This window comes from Rhizobium sp. R693 (genome assembly GCF_002211315.1).
In the GTDB taxonomy this organism is placed as follows: Bacteria; Pseudomonadota; Alphaproteobacteria; order Rhizobiales; family Rhizobiaceae; genus Rhizobium.
In genome coordinates, this window is sequence record NZ_LOKY01000026.1 from 1 (window position 1) to 16,948 (window position 16,948).

At 60.3% G+C, this 16,948-nt stretch carries 18 protein-coding genes and 3 pseudogenes; 17 read left to right on the forward strand and 4 right to left on the reverse strand.

All coding sequences use genetic code 11. The features are described from left to right. Together ATY79_RS31635 and ATY79_RS19995 are read left to right on the forward strand one after the other, a co-directional pair. A pseudogene (locus ATY79_RS31635) lies at window positions 1–393 on the forward strand (hypothetical protein); the annotation flags it as partial. A 108-nt stretch (window positions 394–501) separates the two neighbouring features. Beyond that, on the forward strand, window positions 502–1,470 hold the full coding sequence (locus ATY79_RS19995) for an NAD-dependent epimerase/dehydratase family protein (protein WP_088704681.1): 969 nt from the start codon (window positions 502–504) through the stop codon (window positions 1,468–1,470). A 41-nt stretch (window positions 1,471–1,511) separates the two neighbouring features. Here ATY79_RS19995 and ATY79_RS20000 read toward each other — a convergent pair whose 3' ends face one another. Both ATY79_RS20000 and ATY79_RS20005 read right to left on the reverse strand, forming a co-directional pair. Then, the gene (locus ATY79_RS20000; protein ID WP_088704703.1) at window positions 1,512–2,153 is read right to left on the reverse strand and encodes a DsbA family protein; all 642 of its coding nucleotides are present in this window, start codon (window positions 2,151–2,153) and stop codon (window positions 1,512–1,514) included. 16 nt (window positions 2,154–2,169) lie between these two features. Further along, window positions 2,170–2,895 (reverse strand): SDR family NAD(P)-dependent oxidoreductase, encoded by a 726-nt coding sequence (locus tag ATY79_RS20005; protein ID WP_088704682.1) that lies wholly within the window; start codon window positions 2,893–2,895, stop codon window positions 2,170–2,172. Window positions 2,896–2,986: 91 nt separating this feature from the next. Here ATY79_RS20005 and ATY79_RS20010 point away from each other — a divergent pair, with 91 nt between their 5' ends. Further along, window positions 2,987–3,391, forward strand: coding sequence for a helix-turn-helix domain-containing protein (locus ATY79_RS20010; RefSeq protein ID WP_088704683.1), 405 nt, complete (start codon window positions 2,987–2,989; stop codon window positions 3,389–3,391). A gap of 123 nt (window positions 3,392–3,514) precedes the next feature. On the opposite strand, the gene ATY79_RS20015 is transcribed toward ATY79_RS20010, so the two are convergent. Next, window positions 3,515–4,411 carry a LysR family transcriptional regulator gene (locus ATY79_RS20015; protein ID WP_088704684.1) on the reverse strand — a complete coding sequence of 299 codons (897 nt, stop codon included), beginning with the start codon at window positions 4,409–4,411 and terminating at the stop codon, window positions 3,515–3,517. Between the two features lie 147 nt (window positions 4,412–4,558). Between ATY79_RS20015 and ATY79_RS20020 the strand changes: the two genes are divergently transcribed. The 7 genes and pseudogenes from ATY79_RS20020 (at window position 4,559) to ATY79_RS20050 (ending at window position 9,694) form a co-directional block, all read left to right on the forward strand. Next, a complete protein-coding gene (locus tag ATY79_RS20020) occupies window positions 4,559–5,575 on the forward strand; it encodes a zinc-dependent alcohol dehydrogenase family protein (RefSeq protein ID WP_088704685.1) in 1,017 nt (338 codons plus the stop codon). Between the two features lie 134 nt (window positions 5,576–5,709). Then, a complete protein-coding gene (locus tag ATY79_RS20025) occupies window positions 5,710–6,060 on the forward strand; it encodes a cyclophilin-like fold protein (protein ID WP_210421409.1) in 351 nt (116 codons plus the stop codon). A gap of 59 nt (window positions 6,061–6,119) precedes the next feature. Further along, a complete protein-coding gene (locus ATY79_RS20030) occupies window positions 6,120–6,941 on the forward strand; it encodes an aldo/keto reductase (RefSeq protein WP_210421410.1) in 822 nt (273 codons plus the stop codon). A 28-nt stretch (window positions 6,942–6,969) separates the two neighbouring features. Beyond that, on the forward strand, window positions 6,970–8,157 hold the full coding sequence (locus tag ATY79_RS20035) for an MFS transporter (protein ID WP_088704686.1): 1,188 nt from the start codon (window positions 6,970–6,972) through the stop codon (window positions 8,155–8,157). 82 nt (window positions 8,158–8,239) lie between these two features. Then, window positions 8,240–8,932, forward strand: coding sequence for a DUF433 domain-containing protein (locus ATY79_RS31640; RefSeq protein ID WP_245312407.1), 693 nt, complete (start codon window positions 8,240–8,242; stop codon window positions 8,930–8,932). Then, window positions 8,929–9,030 (forward strand): annotated as a pseudogene (locus ATY79_RS31995) (toxin-antitoxin system, toxin component, PIN family protein); the annotation flags it as partial. The gene ATY79_RS31640 and the pseudogene ATY79_RS31995, both read left to right, overlap by 4 nt. A 256-nt stretch (window positions 9,031–9,286) precedes the next feature. Then, the gene (locus ATY79_RS20050) at window positions 9,287–9,694 is read left to right on the forward strand and encodes a transposase (protein ID WP_348627572.1); all 408 of its coding nucleotides are present in this window, start codon (window positions 9,287–9,289) and stop codon (window positions 9,692–9,694) included. Window positions 9,695–9,852: 158 nt separating this feature from the next. Here the strand turns inward: ATY79_RS20050 and ATY79_RS31645 are convergent, their stop codons facing one another. Further along, window positions 9,853–10,842 (reverse strand): SDR family NAD(P)-dependent oxidoreductase, encoded by a 990-nt coding sequence (locus tag ATY79_RS31645; protein WP_280950894.1) that lies wholly within the window; start codon window positions 10,840–10,842, stop codon window positions 9,853–9,855. A gap of 91 nt (window positions 10,843–10,933) precedes the next feature. Here ATY79_RS31645 and ATY79_RS20060 point away from each other — a divergent pair, with 91 nt between their 5' ends. The 7 genes and pseudogenes from ATY79_RS20060 (at window position 10,934) to ATY79_RS20090 (ending at window position 16,834) form a co-directional block, all read left to right on the forward strand. Further along, the gene (locus tag ATY79_RS20060; RefSeq protein WP_088704688.1) at window positions 10,934–11,200 is read left to right on the forward strand and encodes a type II toxin-antitoxin system Phd/YefM family antitoxin; all 267 of its coding nucleotides are present in this window, start codon (window positions 10,934–10,936) and stop codon (window positions 11,198–11,200) included. Further along, window positions 11,197–11,619 carry a type II toxin-antitoxin system VapC family toxin gene (locus ATY79_RS20065; protein WP_088704689.1) on the forward strand — a complete coding sequence of 141 codons (423 nt, stop codon included), beginning with the start codon at window positions 11,197–11,199 and terminating at the stop codon, window positions 11,617–11,619. Before ATY79_RS20060 ends, ATY79_RS20065 begins: the two co-directional genes overlap by 4 nt. Then, window positions 11,607–11,831, forward strand: coding sequence for a hypothetical protein (locus ATY79_RS20070; protein WP_088704690.1), 225 nt, complete (start codon window positions 11,607–11,609; stop codon window positions 11,829–11,831). The genes ATY79_RS20065 and ATY79_RS20070 overlap by 13 nt, the downstream gene beginning before the upstream one ends. Next, a pseudogene (locus ATY79_RS20075) lies at window positions 11,819–12,091 on the forward strand (nucleotidyltransferase); the annotation flags it as partial. The gene ATY79_RS20070 and the pseudogene ATY79_RS20075, both read left to right, overlap by 13 nt. A 338-nt stretch (window positions 12,092–12,429) precedes the next feature. Continuing rightward, window positions 12,430–13,023 (forward strand): DUF6088 family protein, encoded by a 594-nt coding sequence (locus ATY79_RS20080; RefSeq protein ID WP_088704692.1) that lies wholly within the window; start codon window positions 12,430–12,432, stop codon window positions 13,021–13,023. Beyond that, the gene (locus ATY79_RS20085) at window positions 13,016–14,029 is read left to right on the forward strand and encodes a nucleotidyl transferase AbiEii/AbiGii toxin family protein (protein WP_088704693.1); all 1,014 of its coding nucleotides are present in this window, start codon (window positions 13,016–13,018) and stop codon (window positions 14,027–14,029) included. Before ATY79_RS20080 ends, ATY79_RS20085 begins: the two co-directional genes overlap by 8 nt. Window positions 14,030–14,089: 60 nt before the next feature. Continuing rightward, window positions 14,090–16,834, forward strand: a complete 2,745-nt coding sequence (locus tag ATY79_RS20090; RefSeq protein WP_088704694.1) for a UvrD-helicase domain-containing protein — start codon at window positions 14,090–14,092, stop codon at window positions 16,832–16,834. The last annotated feature ends 114 nt before the right edge of the window (window positions 16,835–16,948 follow it).

A 16,948-nucleotide genomic window follows, 5' to 3' on the forward strand; every position in this document is an offset into this window, starting at 1 on the left:
AACTTCATCTTGCCAATGCGATGGCGGCGAGCGGCATTGTGTTTGAAAGGCATCGTTGCAAAAAACCAGTTATTGCACTTGCCGCTCATCTACGCCAACGCAATTAACGATCCGCGCACCAAGGTCGACATCGACGCATTCAAGATCGAGAGATGGGACGTCAGCCGCCTCCCCGTCTGCAACGTTTACTTCGCCGGCGGAACCGTTCGCGTTAATCTCGAGGCCTACCGCAAGCGGCAGGAGCAGATCGCGAACTTCATCGCTCGTTCCATACCCGCCGACATCATCGCCTTCCAGGAAGTCAGTGGCGAGCAGTCAGTCCGGGAAGCTGCGGGTCCTCGCGACGGCAAGGAAGGCGGTGAGTTCGTTGATCTGGTCGCGTGGCATTGCTGAGCTTACTTCACAAACACATCAAGTTTACAGATCCTAATCTAATCGCAATAGGCAACGCGTGCTAGCCTCATCGCGATCGCGGAGTTACCGGCAACAGGGAGATGAGCCATGTCACGCATCGTCATTATCGGGGGAAGCGGCCATGTCGGCAGCTACCTAGTGCCGGCGCTGGTCGAGCGCGGCCATGAAGTCGTCAATGTCAGCCGCGGCGCCGCCCGACCCTACCGCCCTCACGACGCCTGGAGCCGCATCGAGCATATCGCGCTCGACCGCGCGGAGGAGGAGAAATCCGGAGAGTTCGGCAAGAAGATCGCAGCCCTTGAGGCCGATATCGTCATCGACATGATAACCTTCGATCTCGCCAGCACGCAGCAGGTGGTCGAGGCCCTCAGCGGCAGGATCGGGCACTACCTCTTTTGCAGCACGATCTGGGTCTATGGCCGCCTGTTTACGATCCCCTCCACTGAAACCGATCCCCCCAATCCCATCGATGCCTATGGAAAGGGCAAGGCCGAGAGCGAAGCCTGGCTAATGCGGCAAGCGCGCATGACCGGCTTTCCCGCCACCTGCTTTCGCCCCGGCCATATCGTCGGCGAAGGCTGGAACCCGATCAACCCGATCGGCAATTCCAACCCCGAGGTCTTTTCGCTGATCGCCCGCGGCGATGAACTTGTCTTGCCAAATCTCGGCCTCGAAACGGTCCACCACGTCCATGCCGACGATGTCGCCCATTGGATCATAGGTGCGATCGAAAACCGCTCGGCCTCGATCGGCGAAGTCTTCAACACCGTCTCCGAACAGGCCGTCACGCTGCGCGGCTACGCCGAGACAGTCTACCGCTGGTTCGGCAAGGAACCGCGCCTCGCCTACAAACCCTTCGAAGAATGGATCCTCGGCCTCGGAGACTACGCCGAAAACACGCGTGGACACATCATCCGAAGCTCCTGCCACTCGATCGAAAAGAGCCGCCAACGTCTCGGCTACCGGCCGCGATACAGCAGCCTCGAGGCCGTAAAGGAATCCCTCAGGGCGCTGATCGCTTCCGGCAAAGTCATCGCTCCGGACGCCCACTTTTGACAGCCGTTTGACGCAGCGCCCCGGGAGGTCTGCCTCCCTCGTCAGCCGACCGCAGTGGCTTGGATAGCGTCCTCTACGGCCGCAGCGATTTCGTCTTCACTGCGGCCACCGCTGATCGCCACGCGTCCGACGAAGACGAAGTGGGGAACAGAATGGACACCTGCCACAGCGGATCTGGCCGCCTCCTGCTCCACCCGCTCGTGCTGAGCCGGATCGAGGGCGATCGCGCGCGCTTCGGCGCGGTCGAAACCGTAGTCGATTGCGATATCGGCAAGCACATCGGTGTCGGCGATATTCTTCGCTTCCAGGAAGTAGGCTTCGGAAATTGCCACCGCGAGGCGATGCTGTGTGCCGCGTTCGCGAGCGGCGAGAATGAGGGCATGGGCAGCCTGGGTGGGATAGGCCCAAGCTTGGCGGCTGAGATCAAGGTCCAGCCCCGATGCGCGGGCCGCGCCCTCGGGCCGCGCAAATGCGGCCTTCGGATCGGCGGCGCCGTAGCGGCTGCGAAGCAGATCGGGAATGTAAACCCCCGCGGCCGGTGCATCCGGCAGCAACAGAACCGGGTGGTGCCGGATATCCGCGACAAGACCAGAAAAACGCTCAGCCAGAACCTTGTCCAGTCGGTGCTGCCCGATGATGCACCAGGGGCAGGTGATTTCGGTATAGAGTTCGATTTTGAGCATGATGCCCTCCTCCCGATCAAGCATGCGGCATGGGCGGCAGGATCGCCTCGACCCGGTCGCGCTTTGTCACGAGGTCCCAGATCTCCTCGGCGATGTCGTCGGGGTCGATCACCGGGAACCGCGGGTCGAGCGGCGTGCCGTCGGCAGTCATGGCACGCAATCCGGCCGAGCGCTCGATGGCCGCGCCGATATTTACCGTGCCGGCGTAGACGCCCCGTGGCATCGCTTCGGCATTGAGCGTGAAGGCATAGTTGCGGGCCGCCGCCATCAGCGGGCCGACGCCGCTCATCCCGGGGATGGCGACCGCGGCGGTGAGCCCGCCGACGATGACGACGGCGCCATCGCCGCGGGCCAGCATGCCGGGCAGGACTGTGTGCGACACTTCGATCGGCGAGAAGGCATAGATGTCGGCCATCGACTTGAGCTTTGCGGCATCGAGTTCGGTTGCGGGCACGAAGCTGACATCGGACGGGACAGGCGCATACACGGCGACGTCGATCGAGCCGAAGCGTTTTTCGATGGTGTGGACGAGCGCCGGAATGCCGTCGACATTGGCGAGATCGGCCGGGAACGCTGCCGCTTCGATACCGTCTTGCGCGAGCTCGGCCACTCGTTCCTCGAGCGGATCAGCACTGCGGGCGACCAGCGCCACCCGATAGCCTTCGCGGCCGAAGCGGGTGGCAAGCGAGGCGCCGAGCCCGGTGCCGGCGCCAAACAGGGCAATCGTTTTCTTGTCAGTCATAACCTACTCCTGGGTTGGTATGTTTTGCTGACCTGATATGATATTGGGACTACCCATGCTGCAAGAACGCATATTTTCGAGGCCTAGTCACATGCATATGCCTACCCCCCTAAGCACAGCCTTGCAGACGGCGCCAAAACAGCCCGGCACTGACCCTAGCTGCCGGAAGGTCAACGAGATCCTCGGCCGCATGGGCGATAAGTGGACGATCATGGCCGTCACCATGCTGGCCGAACGGCCGCGGCGCTTCAACGAGTTGAAGCGGCTGATCGGTGGGATTTCGCAGCAGATGCTGACCCGCACCCTGAAGGCGCTCGAGCGCGACGGCATGGTCACGCGCAAGGTCTATGCGACGATACCGCCGCAGGTCGAATACAGCCTGACAGATCTCGGCCACTCGCTCGCGGCGCCCCTGTTGCAGCTCGCCATGTGGGTAGTCGGTCACCTAGGGGAAATCGAAGCGCATCGCGCATTGCACGATGAGCAGGCAAGTTAGCGAGGGAGATTCACACGTCGTTTACTACTCTCTCCTTGGAAGTATCCGAACCAATGACCTCGATGTTTCACCGCCTTCGTGACGTCAGGATTGCGCTAACAGCGATCATGGAGCGGTTGATATTCAGCCGCTCTTCTCCCGAAGAGCATCGGCGATCACCGAAAACGCGGGCAGGTTCTGCCTCCGGCTCGGATAATAGAGATAGTAGCCCGCGAACTTCGGCGTCCAGTCGTCCAAAACAAGCTTGAGGCGACCTTCCGCGACATGCCGCTCGACATAGCTCTCTGGCACGAATGCAATGCCGTAGCCAAGTAGTGCTGCCTCCACCATCTCGCGATCGGTGTTGAAGGTCAGCTGGCCTTCCACTCGAACCCGCACCTCTTCTTCGTCCTTCTCGAATTCCCAACCATAGAGCCCGCCCACCCGGTCGAGGCGACGGTTGATGCAGTTGTGGTGAACCAGCTCCTGTGGTGTCGTCGGCACTGGATGGGCCTCAAAGTAGCCCAGCGAGCCCACGGCGACCAGTCGCCAGTCCGGCCCGATCCTGACGGCCACCATATCCTTCTCGAGGCTCTCGCCGAGGCGCACGCCCGCGTCGAAGCCGTCCTGAACGATGTCTCGGAATTGGTTGTCGACGCTGAGTTCCAGCTTGATGTCAGGGTAGTCGCCGAGGATGGGCGCAAGCTTGGGCCAGACCACGCTCTCCATCGCGTGGGTCGACAGCGTGATCTTCAAGGTGCCGGCTGGCTTGTCCCGGTAGGCCATCAGGGCCTCGATGTCGGCCTCGATCTCGGAAATGCGCGGAGCCAGCGACTGCCGGAGCCGTTCCCCGGCTTCTGTGGTCGATACGCTGCGCGTCGTCCGCGTCAGGAGCCGCAAACCCATTCGGGCCTCGAGTTCCTTGACGGCATAGCTCAGGGTCGACTGTGCGACGCCGAGCTTGGCGGCCGCCTTGGTGAAACTGCGTTCCTCGGCCACCGCGAGGAAGAGCAGAAGTTCGTTGAAGTTCCCGCGGGCCATGTCGCGCTCTCCGGCTGATCGTCGTTCGTCATTGATAGCCGAATTCGATAAGTCCATGCAAATTGCGACGGCTAATCCTCGCTATCGATCGGTGCTATCTATCTCCCGACACAATGAGACGGGCCATACGCCCGACAGGAGACCACCATGCTCGGCACAGTCCTTCGCTCCCCTGGCGACATCCGTTGCGAGGAAGTCGCTGAACCCAAAATCCAGAAGCCCACCGACGCGATAATCAAGCTCTCGGCCTCCTGCGTCTGCGGCTCGGACCTATGGTCCTACCGCGGCATCCAGCCCGTCAACGAGCCCCAGCACATGGGTCACGAATATTGCGGCGTGGTCGTCGAGGTCGGCAGCGAAGTCAGAAACGTCAAGGTCGGCCAGTTCGTCGTCGGCTCCTTCTGCCTTTCGGACAACACATGCCCGCATTGCCTCTATGGTTTCCAGAGCTCGTGCGAGCGCCGCGAGTTCATGTCGGGCGCACAGGCTCCCTATGCCCGCATCGCCCTGGCCGACGGCACGCTTGTCGCCACCGACACGATGCCTTCCGACGATCTGATCCCCAGCCTCCTGGCGGCCTCGGACGTCCTCGGCACAGGATGGTATGCAGCCGACGCCGCCCGCGTGTCCGAAGGCTGCACGGCGGTCGTTGTCGGCGATGGGGCCGTCGGTCTCATGGGCGTGCTCGCCGCCAAACAACTCGGAGCCGGCCGTATCATCGCGATGAGCCGCCACAAGCAGCGCCAGGAGCTCGCTCTCGACTACGGCGCGACCGACATCGTCACCGAGCGCGGCGACGAGGGCGTGGCCAGGATCAAGGCGCTGACTGATGGAGTCGGCGCGGACTCGGTGCTCGAATGCGTCGGCACTCAGGAGTCGATGATGCAAGCGATCAGCGCATGCCGCCCAGGTGGCTCGATCGGCTATGTCGGCGTGCCTCACGGCGTCAGCCTCGACGGCCAGATGCTGTTCTTCGCGCAGAAGAACCTGCTCGGCGGTCCGGCTCCGGTCCGGCGCTTCCTGCCGCACCTGATCGACCTGATCACGTCGCGCAAGATCAACCCGGGAAAGGTCTTCGATCTCGAAGTCCCGCTTGCCGATGTCGCCCAGGGCTACAAGGCGATGGACGAGCGTGCGGCGATCAAGACGCTGCTGCGCATGTGACGGCGCATCGTCACCCGAAAAGAACCAGGAGTCCGGCGCTGTCCTTGGCGTGCCTTGGGGCCGCTGGCCTCATCCACGCAAGCACGCAGGCAAACCCCGCGAACACCGAGTTGGGGAAGTTGGCGACCGACAGCGTGTCCGTCCGGATCGGAACCAAGACCTTTCGCATCGACCTCTATGACAATCCGACTGCCAGGGACCTTCTCGCCAAGCTGCCGTTGGCCCTCAAGGCTAACGACTATCCGGGCTATGACGAGAAAGTGGTGCGGCTCAAGGCTCCCCTGTCGATGGAAGGCGCTCCCCGCGGTGACGAACCGCTGATCCCGGAAGTCGGCGATTGCGAGCCGGGAAACTGGATCGCGTTCTACTACGGCCCGATCGGTTATTGGCCAGGCAAGGTGCCGTTGGGCAAAATCCACGCGAGCATCGAGGAGCTGCTCGCCCTCCCCGACGACGCGACGGTCGTCATCGAGGCCGCGAAGTAGAGGCAACGGGCGGGCCCCGCTCAGGCGTTGAGCGAACAGTGCGAGGTACGGAGACAACCATGGTTGACCAGACAGTCACTCTCAACGACGGCAACACGATGCGGCGCGTCGGTTACCGGGTCTGGCAGTTGAGCGACACCGAGGCGCAGTCGCTGGTGAAGGTCGGCATCGAAGCGGGCTTCCGCGATATCGATACCGCCCAGGCCTACTTAAATGAGACGGGCGTCGGCAGCGCGATACATTCCGCCGATGTGCCGCGCGAAAAGCTGTTCGTCACCTCGAAGCTTCGGGGGCGCGATATGGGACATGACCAGGCGCTGAAGTCGTTCGACGAAACGCTCGCCAGGATGAAGCTCGACTACATCGACCTGTTCCTTATCCACTGGCCTATGCCGCGACACGACCGCTATGTCGAAACCTGGAAGGCGTTCATCGAACTTCAGAAGTCCGGCCGCGTCCGGTCGATCGGCGTGTCCAATTTCACGCCCGCCCATGTCGATCGCCTGATCCGGGAGACGGGCATCACCCCCGCTGTCAATCAGCTAGAGGTCCATCCCTATTTCCAGCAGCGCGGGGTTCGGGACCATCACAGTGACGCGGGCATCGTCATCCAGAGCTACAGCCCGCTCGGCGGCGGCGGGAGCGGCATCCTTCGAAACGACGTCGTCCGCGACATCGCGGCGAAGCATGCGCACTCTCCGGCACAGGCCGTCATCCGATGGCACCACCAGCAGGGCCTCGTGCCTCTGCCCAAGACGGCGACCGCGTCCCGGCTCTCCGAGAACCTGGCCGTGTGGGACTTCGAACTCGACGACGACATGGCCCGCCTCGGCAGCTGGACCGTCCGAACGGCAACACGCAGCCGTCGCCGGACTCCATGAACAGCCCCTTCTAAAGCGAACGACCGATATGGACACCACCTATGATATGAAAATCAAAACCCAGACGACGCCGTGGAGCGCCGTGATCTGCATGATGTTGACCTCCTTCACGCTCGTCGCGATGGAGTTCATGCCGGTCAGCCTGCTCACCCCGATCGCCGACGAACTCGCGATCACCACCGGCCAGGCTGGCCAGGCGATTTCGATCTCGGGTTTTTTCGCAGTCTTCACCGCCCTGTTCAGCAACCTCGTGCTAGGAAGCTTCGACCGCCGCCTGGTCGTCCTCGGCTACACGGTCGTGCTGGTCGCCTCCGGACTGGCGGTGACGTTCGCCCCCAACTATCTCGTCTTCATGTTCGGCCGGGCGCTCATCGGCATCTCGATCGGCGGCTACTGGTCGCTGTCGACGGCGATCATCGCCCGCATCGCGTCCCAGCCGGACGTGCCGCAGGCGCTGGCCATGCTTCAGGGTGGCAGCGCCCTGGCCGCCGTCATCGCGGCCCCGCTCGGCAGCTTCCTCGGAGGCTTGATCGGCTGGCGCGGCGCGTTCTTCATCGTGGTGCCGATCGGAGCCGCGGCCTTCATCTGGCAGTTGATCGTTCTGCCCCGGATGCCCGGCTCTTCTCATGGCTCGCTCGGCCGGACGTTCGGCCTGATGGCCAACCGCACCTTCGCGCTCGGCATGACGGCGATGATCCTGTTCTTCATGGGGCAGTTCGCGCTGTCGACCTACATGCGGCCGTTCCTCGAAGACATCACCCATCTCGGCGTCAATCCGCTCTCGCTCGTCCTCCTCGGGATCGGCTTGGCAGGTCTCGGCGGCACGTGGGTTATCCCCGGCATCCTGCGGTCCCACATGGCGCATGTCCTGATCGGGTTCCCGGCGCTGCTGGTGGTCATCGCGCTGGCGCTCGTGGGCCTCGGCTCCTACGCCTACGTGACCGCAGGCCTGCTGCTTCTCTGGGGCCTGTTCACGACCCCCGTTCCGGCTGCTTGGACGACGTGGATGACCCGCACCATCCCCCACCACCTCGAGGAAGGCGGAGCCTGGTTCGTCGCCCTCATCCAGTTCGCGATCACCTCGGGCGCATTCGCTGGTGGCCTTCTGTTCGACGATGTCGGCTGGTGGAGTCCATTCGCGCTCAGCGCCGTCGTGTTCCTTGCTTCCTCCATTCTTGCGGTGCCGCTGATGCGGTCGCGGGAAAGCAAGGCATAAGGAGAAATCGCGATGGAGATCATCAGAAACGGCTCGCAACCCTCCGGCAAAGGACCAGCAGACTGGTTCACAGGCAACGTTCGTGTTGACCCGCTCTTCCAGCCGAACAACGCCCGGCGCGCCGCGGCGGCGCTCGTCACGTTCGAACCGGGGCGCTCGCACGGCCTGGCATACGCATCCGCTCGGCCAGACATTGATCGTTACTTCCGGCCTCGGCCGGGTCCAGCGTGAAGGCGGCCCCGTCGAGGAAATTCGTCCGGGGCATGTCGTATGGTTTGAGCCGGGCGAGAAGCATTGGCACGGGGCAGCGCCGAACAACGCCATGGGCCACATCGCCATTCAGGAGAACCTGGACGGCAAGGTCGTGGACTGGATGACAAATGCCGATACTGTCAGGGCAGACGACTATCTCATCGTCGATGTTGCGCGGGCTCGGGAGCAACTGGCCGCGCGCGCCGAGGCGCTTAGAGATGCAGAACGAATGATCGAGAGCGTGAAAGGCGTCGTGGGCGGTGAGCCAGTATTCAAGAGAACCCGCGTTCCTGTGCGGACGATTGCCGCGATGAAGGCGCAGGGCGCAAGCACGGTGGAAATCATTGAGGGCTATCCTTCGCTCACCGAGCGCATGGTGGAACTTGCAGAGATCTGGGTCGCGGCCCATCCCGCCAGGGGACGACCGCGGAGGCTTTCCGAGCAGGGCCTGAAGGTGAAGTCCGAGAAACGTCTGCGACTTCGCCGAGAAAGCGTGCCCAAACCCTCCGGCTCACTTTCGTGAAGTTTCTTATCGATGGTTACCTTCACACGTCCCTCGTGGCCGTAGCGCAAGTGCATGGCCACGACTGTTTCCATGTGAATTGGCTGGGACTGAGCGGCATATAGCGGCTCTCGTGCATATCGCTATGCGAGCTCAGCACCAGCAGCCTGAGGATTTGCGCGAAATACAGACGAGATCGAACCGATGCAAAACCTTGAACTTCAGGAAGACTTCGACTGGCAGCAGTTGGTTCCGACTCTGGGGGAACGACGGACTAACGAGGGATTTTGCGACCTAATCCCCCGGGCATTCAAGAAAATTTCTGGCATTTAATGGGGCGCATCGGTTCTTGTATTCAGATACCCGACCATCGTCATGCCGAGACGACAGAACCGCATTCCCTCTGCCCGAACGATTGCCCGCCTTTGGACAACCAGCAGAGACAACCTGACGAAATCCGAGACCATCACCATCGCTGCAATAGAAGGCGGAGTTCCCTTGCTGGTTAAAGCTCGCGACATCATCACCGACTTCCATCGCATGATCCGGCGCAAGGCGGAAAACGAGCTCGCGCCGTGGATCGACCGCGCTCGCGAAAGTCTGGTTGCCTCTTTTGGCAATGGCGTTGCAAAAGACATAAAGGCGGTCCGAGCAGCGATTGTCTCACCGTGGTTCAACGGACAAAGCGAGGGGCAGATAACCAAGCTCAAGCTGGCGAAGCGCCAAATGTACGGTCGCGGAAAGCTCCATCTTCTTCAAGCCCGCCTGCTCGGCGCTACATGAGGGAATTGCACCAAATCTGCGTCAGGGCAGCCAAATTTGCATGCCGGAACACAATCTGACTCCGCCTAGGGCGCGCCACGCCTACGACCTGCTGACTTTTGTCGTGCTGCTGCACTGGTCGCTGACCCGACCGTGGTCCGGCCAACCAGCTCCCGGCGCTAGCCCGTCGGCTCAAGCAAGTCGTCCAGTTTCTCGACCACGGCCCGAACCACATCGGCGCGGCTGACGATGCCAACCAACACGCCGTCACGCAGGATAGGGACGCGCTTGATTCCATGTCTCAGCATCAGATCAGCCAACTCTGCAAGAGAGGCTTCCTCATCAGCGGAGATGATGGTCGTGTGCATAATCTCGCGGACTTGCTGCTGGTTGAGGCGGATTTCGGCAAGGAACTCCGGGGCGAGTGCCTCGCCTTCCGCTAGCATCCGTAGCCATTGCGCTCGCTTACTTTGAAACTGCGCGCCGAAGTGGCGCATCACGTCGCCTTCGCTGATCAATCCGAGCGGCCGGTTATCGGGGTCTACCACCGGTAGGGCGGTGACGTGATGGATGAGCATGCGGCGGGCGGCCTCGGCCACGGTGGTGTCAGGCGACACCGTAACTAAACTCGTTGTCATCACAGATTTGGCGGGGATTGTCATGTGTCCGGCTCCAGCTACAAGAGCGTGCACGATACCGGACCGGATTGGCAGCCGCCTTGACATACCGCAATGTTTGACGGCTTGGCGCGATTGTCGTCGCCGGTCAAATGGTTTTTCCGCGAGTGATTGCAAGCCGCGAAGGACCGGATTACGCGCTGGCACCTGGCTGGGGAAAGTGCAGTGAAGGCCAGCTGACTTTCGTGGACGATGCTTCGACCCAACGCTTTCCGCCTCCTCGCCCTTAAAGGCTTCTCTTTGCAGCGCCCCCGACGTCTCTAGGATGCCGGTCTGGATGGCGCCCGGCTCGATGAGCGCAACTTTCACGCCAAACGGCCCGAACTCCATCCGCATCGCGTCGTTCAAGGACGCGAGCGCTGCCTTGGAGGCCGAGACGGCGCCAAAAAAGGGGACTGTGGTATGGGCGCTTGAGGCACCGACGTTGACGATTCGGCCCTGACCGGCGCGCAATAGCGGAAGCAGCGCACGCGTCAGCGCAAAAGGGCCGATAACATTGAGCCTTCGCCTTCCCCTCGAAGGGCTTGCGCAGGGTCTTTTCGGGCATTATAGTCACAATAGTCATTATAGTTAGGAGTGAGCTATGCTGCCATCAACGCATGATGATAGGAGCTGGACGGTCGCCGGTGCCAAGGCCAAACTGTCGGAAGTCATGGAGCGTGCACAGTCCGTACCGCAGACCATTACTCGAAACGGGAAGCCAAGTGTCGTCGTCGTTTCGGCTGAAGAGTGGCAGCGCAAAACAGCACGTAAAGGCTCGCTCGCGGAATTCCTGTTGAACTCGCCGCTACGTGGCACTGATCTGGATCTGGATCGTCAACGCGATGAACCACGTGATTTGTCACTGTGAGGTTATTGCTCGATACCAATGTCCTGTCGGAAGTCACCAAGCCTCGTCCCGACGAGCGTGTTCTGCAATGGCTCCACGGACTTGACGAAGACCGCACCTTCATCAGTGTCATTTCGATCGCAGAAATTCGCCGCGGTGTGGCTCTGATGGACACTGGACGTAAACGTGACGCCTTGGCGGAATGGCTAGCCCATGATTTGCCGCGACGCTTCGAGAGCCGGGTCATTCCAGTCGAAGAGACTGTCGCCCTGGCCTGGGGTGACCTCATGGCGCTCGCCAAACGAAACGGTCGTGGCCTCGCCTCAATGGACGGGTTGATCGCCGCCACCGCAATTGCCCACGATCTTTCCATTGCGACACGCAACACAAAGGATTTCGAGAGCTTCGGGCTCGAGATCATCGACCCATGGAACAGCTGACATCACGTTCTCCCCCTCAGTGGAAGGATGAACTGCGTGCTCTCTACAGCCTGCTGAAAAACCATGCCAGCATCCTGCTTGCCGGCGACAACAAATCCCTGACCTGGCTGCATGAAGTTATACATGACGCCAACGAACGGATCCGTCGCCGGCAATACTTTCTGTACGCCTTCCGATCCGACGCGCTGGCGCTCGAGCTCTCCTCACATTGACCCTCTACAGCCCAAGATCACACCGAATAAAGGGACTCCGCTCACGGGCTGAAGGCGTAGACGTCAGGCTAATACAAGCATGGCCGCGCGATAGCCGGTTTTCACGACGCTGCTTTGAATTGCTGTCGCGGGCCTACGTCGAAGCACGGTATTCGTCAAAGTATGCAATCAGCAACGAGGACCTCAGCTGGTTGGTCGAGCGCGTCAAGGTTCTGCAGACACGCGTTGAGGAAATCTGCAGACAACGCCTCTCATCATAGTCGGTCCAGTCGCGTGCTAGTCTTGAACCGCCGCCCTGAGGACATAACAGACTGAAATTATTTTTTTTCTCTTCTAGCGCCCGCGGAAGCGCCGGATTGAGAAGAATTTTCCTAATGGTGACAGGGTCAATGGCTCATGGTTGATCGTCGCCCAAGCCAGGTTCACCGTCGACATAATTGATTTGAATACTTCGACGGCGGGGCTGGCATTAGTGCCGGCGAGACACGAGGTGAGATGATCGACCGCCTCAAAGCCCTTCGGTTAAGAGGAAAGCGGCAGGAGGGTCACACATTGCATACTGTCAGAAAACTGCATATATTTCTGACAGGAGATTGCCATGCAACGACTGACGACACAGATCATGGCCTATGCCGAACAGCTTCCCGAGGGAACGGCGCTGTCGGCAAAGGCCTTCCTGCATTTGGGAAACCGTGCCGCGGTAGACCAGGCACTGTCACGTCTGCATGAACGCGGCGAGCTCGTTCGGGCCGGTCGTGGGGTCTATCTGAAAGCGATCAAGAGCCGCTTTGGAAGCCGACCGCCGACGGTCGAGCAAGCCGTCGAAGCTGTTGCACACCAGCGTGGCGAGGTCATCGTCTCGAATGGCGCTGCGGCTGCGAACTCGCTGGGACTTTCCACCCAGGTTCCGATCCGATCCGTCTATTTCACATCCGGCCGCAGCAGAACAATGACTGTCGGCAGCCAGACGGTCGAGTTGAAGCATGTGCCGCACTGGCAGCTCGCCTTGGCGAACAAGCCTGCAGGCCTGGCTGTCCGCGCGCTGGCTTGGCTCGGTCCGGAAAGAGCCGAAGAGGCTCTCCCGAGCATCAAGCGGAAGCTTTCCGCAGAGGCGTTCGGCGAACTCGTTGCCGCCGCCCCTCAGTTTCCCAGCTGGCTTGCCCGTAGTGTAGGAAAGGCCGCTCATGGCTGAAAAGTTTTTGCGACTTTCCCGGGACGATCGAAAAGAAGTTCTTGCGATCGCGGCTGATAAAGCCAGGCGGCCGATCCACCTCCTGGAAAAGGACGCGTGGGTCGTCTGGGCGCTGCAGACCCTTTATGGGACGGCGCTCGGCGATCACCTCGTCTTCAAGGGCGGCACATCCTTATCGAAAGCCTACAACGCCATCCGCAGGTTTTCGGAGGATGTCGACCTGACCTACGATATCCGCGAGCTCGCTCATGATCTCGTGGGCGAGAACGAGGAGGCATTGCCGAAAACCAGAAGCGAGGAAAAGCGCTGGTCGAGCGAGGTCCGCAAGCGTTTGCCGACCTGGGTATCGGAGACCGTGAGCCCGCTCATTGTCGATGCGATCAGCGCCCAGTCGCTTCCAGCCACCGTCCGCGTCGAAGCCGACAAGCTCTTCATCGATTACGAAGCAGTTGCTGGAGGATCCGGCTATGTCCCTCCAAGCGTTATGCTGGAGTTCGGGGCTCGATCGACCGGAGAACCGGCAAGCGTTTGCGACATTTCATGCGACGCCGCGGGCCTTGTCGATGGCATCGAGTTTCCCACCGCGCGACCGCGGGTCATGCATGCCGAACGCACGTTTTGGGAAAAGGCCACGGCAATCCACGTCTTCTGCCTACAGGAACGGCTCCGCGGAGAGCGCTTTTCACGCCACTGGCACGATATCGTTCGCCTCGATGATATAGGCATCGCCGACAGCGCGATCGCAGATCGCGAGTTGGCCAAGTCGGTGGCGCAGCACAAATCGATGTTTTTTGCCGAGAAAGCGGCTGACAGAACGCCGGTCGACTATGAAGCCGCTGTGGGCGGTGGACTGCAGCTGACACCCTCCGGCAACGGGAGGGCGGCTCTCGAGCAGGACTACGCCGGGATGCTGGAAGACGGCCTTCTTCTCGATGAGGCCGAGACCTTCGACGAACTCCTCGCTCGATGCGAAAAAATCCAAGACAAGGCCAATGCCAGCGGCTGAGAAATGCGTCCATGATCGCGGGAAGCCAACTGAAATGACAATTCCCGCGATGGCCGACCCGTGATTTTCAATCGCTACATTACCTATCGGCCCGGCCTCTTCGCCCGTCTGCTTCCCTCCGGTAGGTGGAAGCTCCGGCTACCGACGGCGACCACAGCGTCTGTCGAGCTGCACATCGGAACGCAGGCAGAGCTGCGATGCTTGGATATCACCGCAATCGGCATCAAAAAGGCCCTGCTTTGGCACACGGTCGAAATCCGCACGCGCAGTCATGTCGAAACGCTGTCGTGCCTCGGCGAGGAGGCCGCGAGCCGGCTCGCGAATGACCTTCACAGGTTCATCAATCGCTACCTGCTCGAACTGATCGGGTCGGATCAGGAGGCATTGAAAGAGGTCGATGCGAAACTCGAGCCATTGATCGAGGGAAAACGGCAATATCTGGCACAGGCCGATCTGGCGCAAGCGATTGCGAGTGTTTCTGGCCCCGCCGCCGCAGCACTCTCCCATCCCTTGTTTGACGCCGACGGCATAACCGCGGCCATGGAAGCCAATCTTCCACGGTCCCTGTCTTTCCTGACCGACCCCGACCGGCGCCATCGGTACAATAATGAATTTGTTGCGACCGAGCTCACCAGATATGCCCCTTTCTTCAACGATCTCGATGGCCGATCGTTGTCGGAACAACAGAGGGAATCCTGTATTCGGTTGGAGGACAGCAATCTTCTGATCGCGTCCGCAGGTTCAGGCAAGTCGGCGACAATGGTCGGCAAGGTTGCCTATGTGCTGGACAAGAGACTGTATCAGCCAGAGGAAATCCTTGTTCTGGCCTACAACAGGACCGCCGCTGAAGAGCTGAGGGAACGAATAGCGCGTCAGCTTGACGTCCAGCCGGCGGATCTGCAGTGCAAGGTCACGACTTTCCACGCTCTCGGTCGAGGTATCATCGAACTGGTGGAGGCCAGGCCACCACAATTGGAGAATTGGGTGGACCATCCTGCTGGCGAGGCACGGGTCATCGCCAAGATCATCGAAGACTTGATGCAATCGGACGCAGGTTTTGCCAAGGTCTGGATTGAGCTTCTGGTTCTCTATCCGAAAGCCGATATTCCTGCGTCCGTCTTTGACAGCGATGCGGACTATAACCGCTACATCTCGGCGCGTCGGCGTGGTGGCGAAGCGTCAATCGGCGCATTTGGCGGGGTCTATGTCAGATCTTTACAAGAGCAGACGATAGCGAACTGGCTGTGGCTCAATACGGTCGAGTTCCAATACGAGCGCCAAATCGCGACGCAAGACGAAGACGGGACGATCAGACACGTGCATCCCGACTTCTATTATCCGGTAAGCAACACCATCCATGAACACCTTGCCATCGACAGCGACGGATCCTCGCCATTTGCCGACTATGCGGAACATGCCGATAGCAAGCTGGCGGCCTACAACCGAGCAGAGCTGGACGTTTTCACGACGAAATCAGCCCAGGCAAACGACGGAACGCTTCTCCTTCAACTTGAGGCCGAGCTTTCCAAACGAGAAGTTCAGTTCCAACAACGCAGCCTTGAGGAAATCCTGAAGGCGGTCGAGCCGGTCGTCATCAAACACTTCCAGAAGCTAATTGCCGTCTGCATCAAGCATATCCGCGCTGGCGATCTGACGTTGGAAATGCTCTTGGAGCGCGCAAATTCCCTTCACGACAAGAAGCGTGCCAAAGCGTTCGCGCAGGCAATCTGGAAGATTACCGAGGCCTACTCGAAAAAGCTCAAAGACGACAAACGCATCGACTTTGATGCCATGATCGCCAACGCCACCCGCTTGGTGGAGGAGGGCCGGTATAAGAGCCCCTACTCCCTCATCCTCGTCGACGAATTCCAGGATATCTCGGATTCACGCGCCAATCTGATCAAGGCACTGAAGTACCAGAAACCATTCTCGAAGATCTTTGCGGTCGGCGACGACTGGCAATCCATTTATCGCTTTGCCGGCTCCGACATCAGCATATTCACGCAATTCGAGGCGAATTTCGGCGCAAGTTGGCAGGGCCGGCTCGAGACGACCTACCGATGCAATCAGGTGATTGCCGATGCGGCTGCAAATTTCATACAGCGGAACCCTGCTCAGCTGAGAAAAGCAGTTCGCTCGGTCAGACCAGCGATTGCGCGATCCATCAGGGCAATTCCGATAACGGGCGAACAAGGCAAGCCCGACTTCAGTCAGGCCAGCCTGCAGCTTCTGGACCGGCTTGACCGGTTTCTCGGCGGGATCGCAAGCCAATGGCGCACGAGCAGCGCTGCGAAGCTGAAGGTCATGGTGCTCTGGCGGTATAACCTGCTTGATCCATTGGCAGGCGGCCTTCCCCTGTTTGAGAACATCGAAGTGTCGGGTTTGTCATTCCATCGCGCGAAGGGGCTGGAGGCGGATTACACAATCCTGCTGGATGTCAGCGAGGGCGAATATGGTGTTCCCAGCCGAATTGAAGATGACGAGCTTCTGAACCTCGTCATGCCGCAGCCAGAGACCTACGAATATGCTGAGGAGCGGCGCTTGTTTTATGTTGCCCTAACGCGGGCAAGCCGAGGTGTCTTCCTGCTGATGAATGGCCGGCAACCATCACGATACATTCACGAGCTGGCGAACATCGCTGGCAACAACTTCCGACTGGAGACGATCGATGGCGAGGCGCTGCCTCAATGTCCAACCTGTCATGTCGGGCACCTCGTTGAGAGAAAGAGCAAGACCGGAGACAGCTTTCTGGGCTGCAATCAATATCCAGATTGCAGCCACACGGCTCAGCTGGCTCGACGATGACATGCGGTCTTGAAGGGATCAGAACTCACGGCACCTCATTTCAGTCGGGACGTTCTGCCGCAATTTTAGCGGTTTAGATGCGAGATGGAATGCACTCAACCGAAATTGTTGATG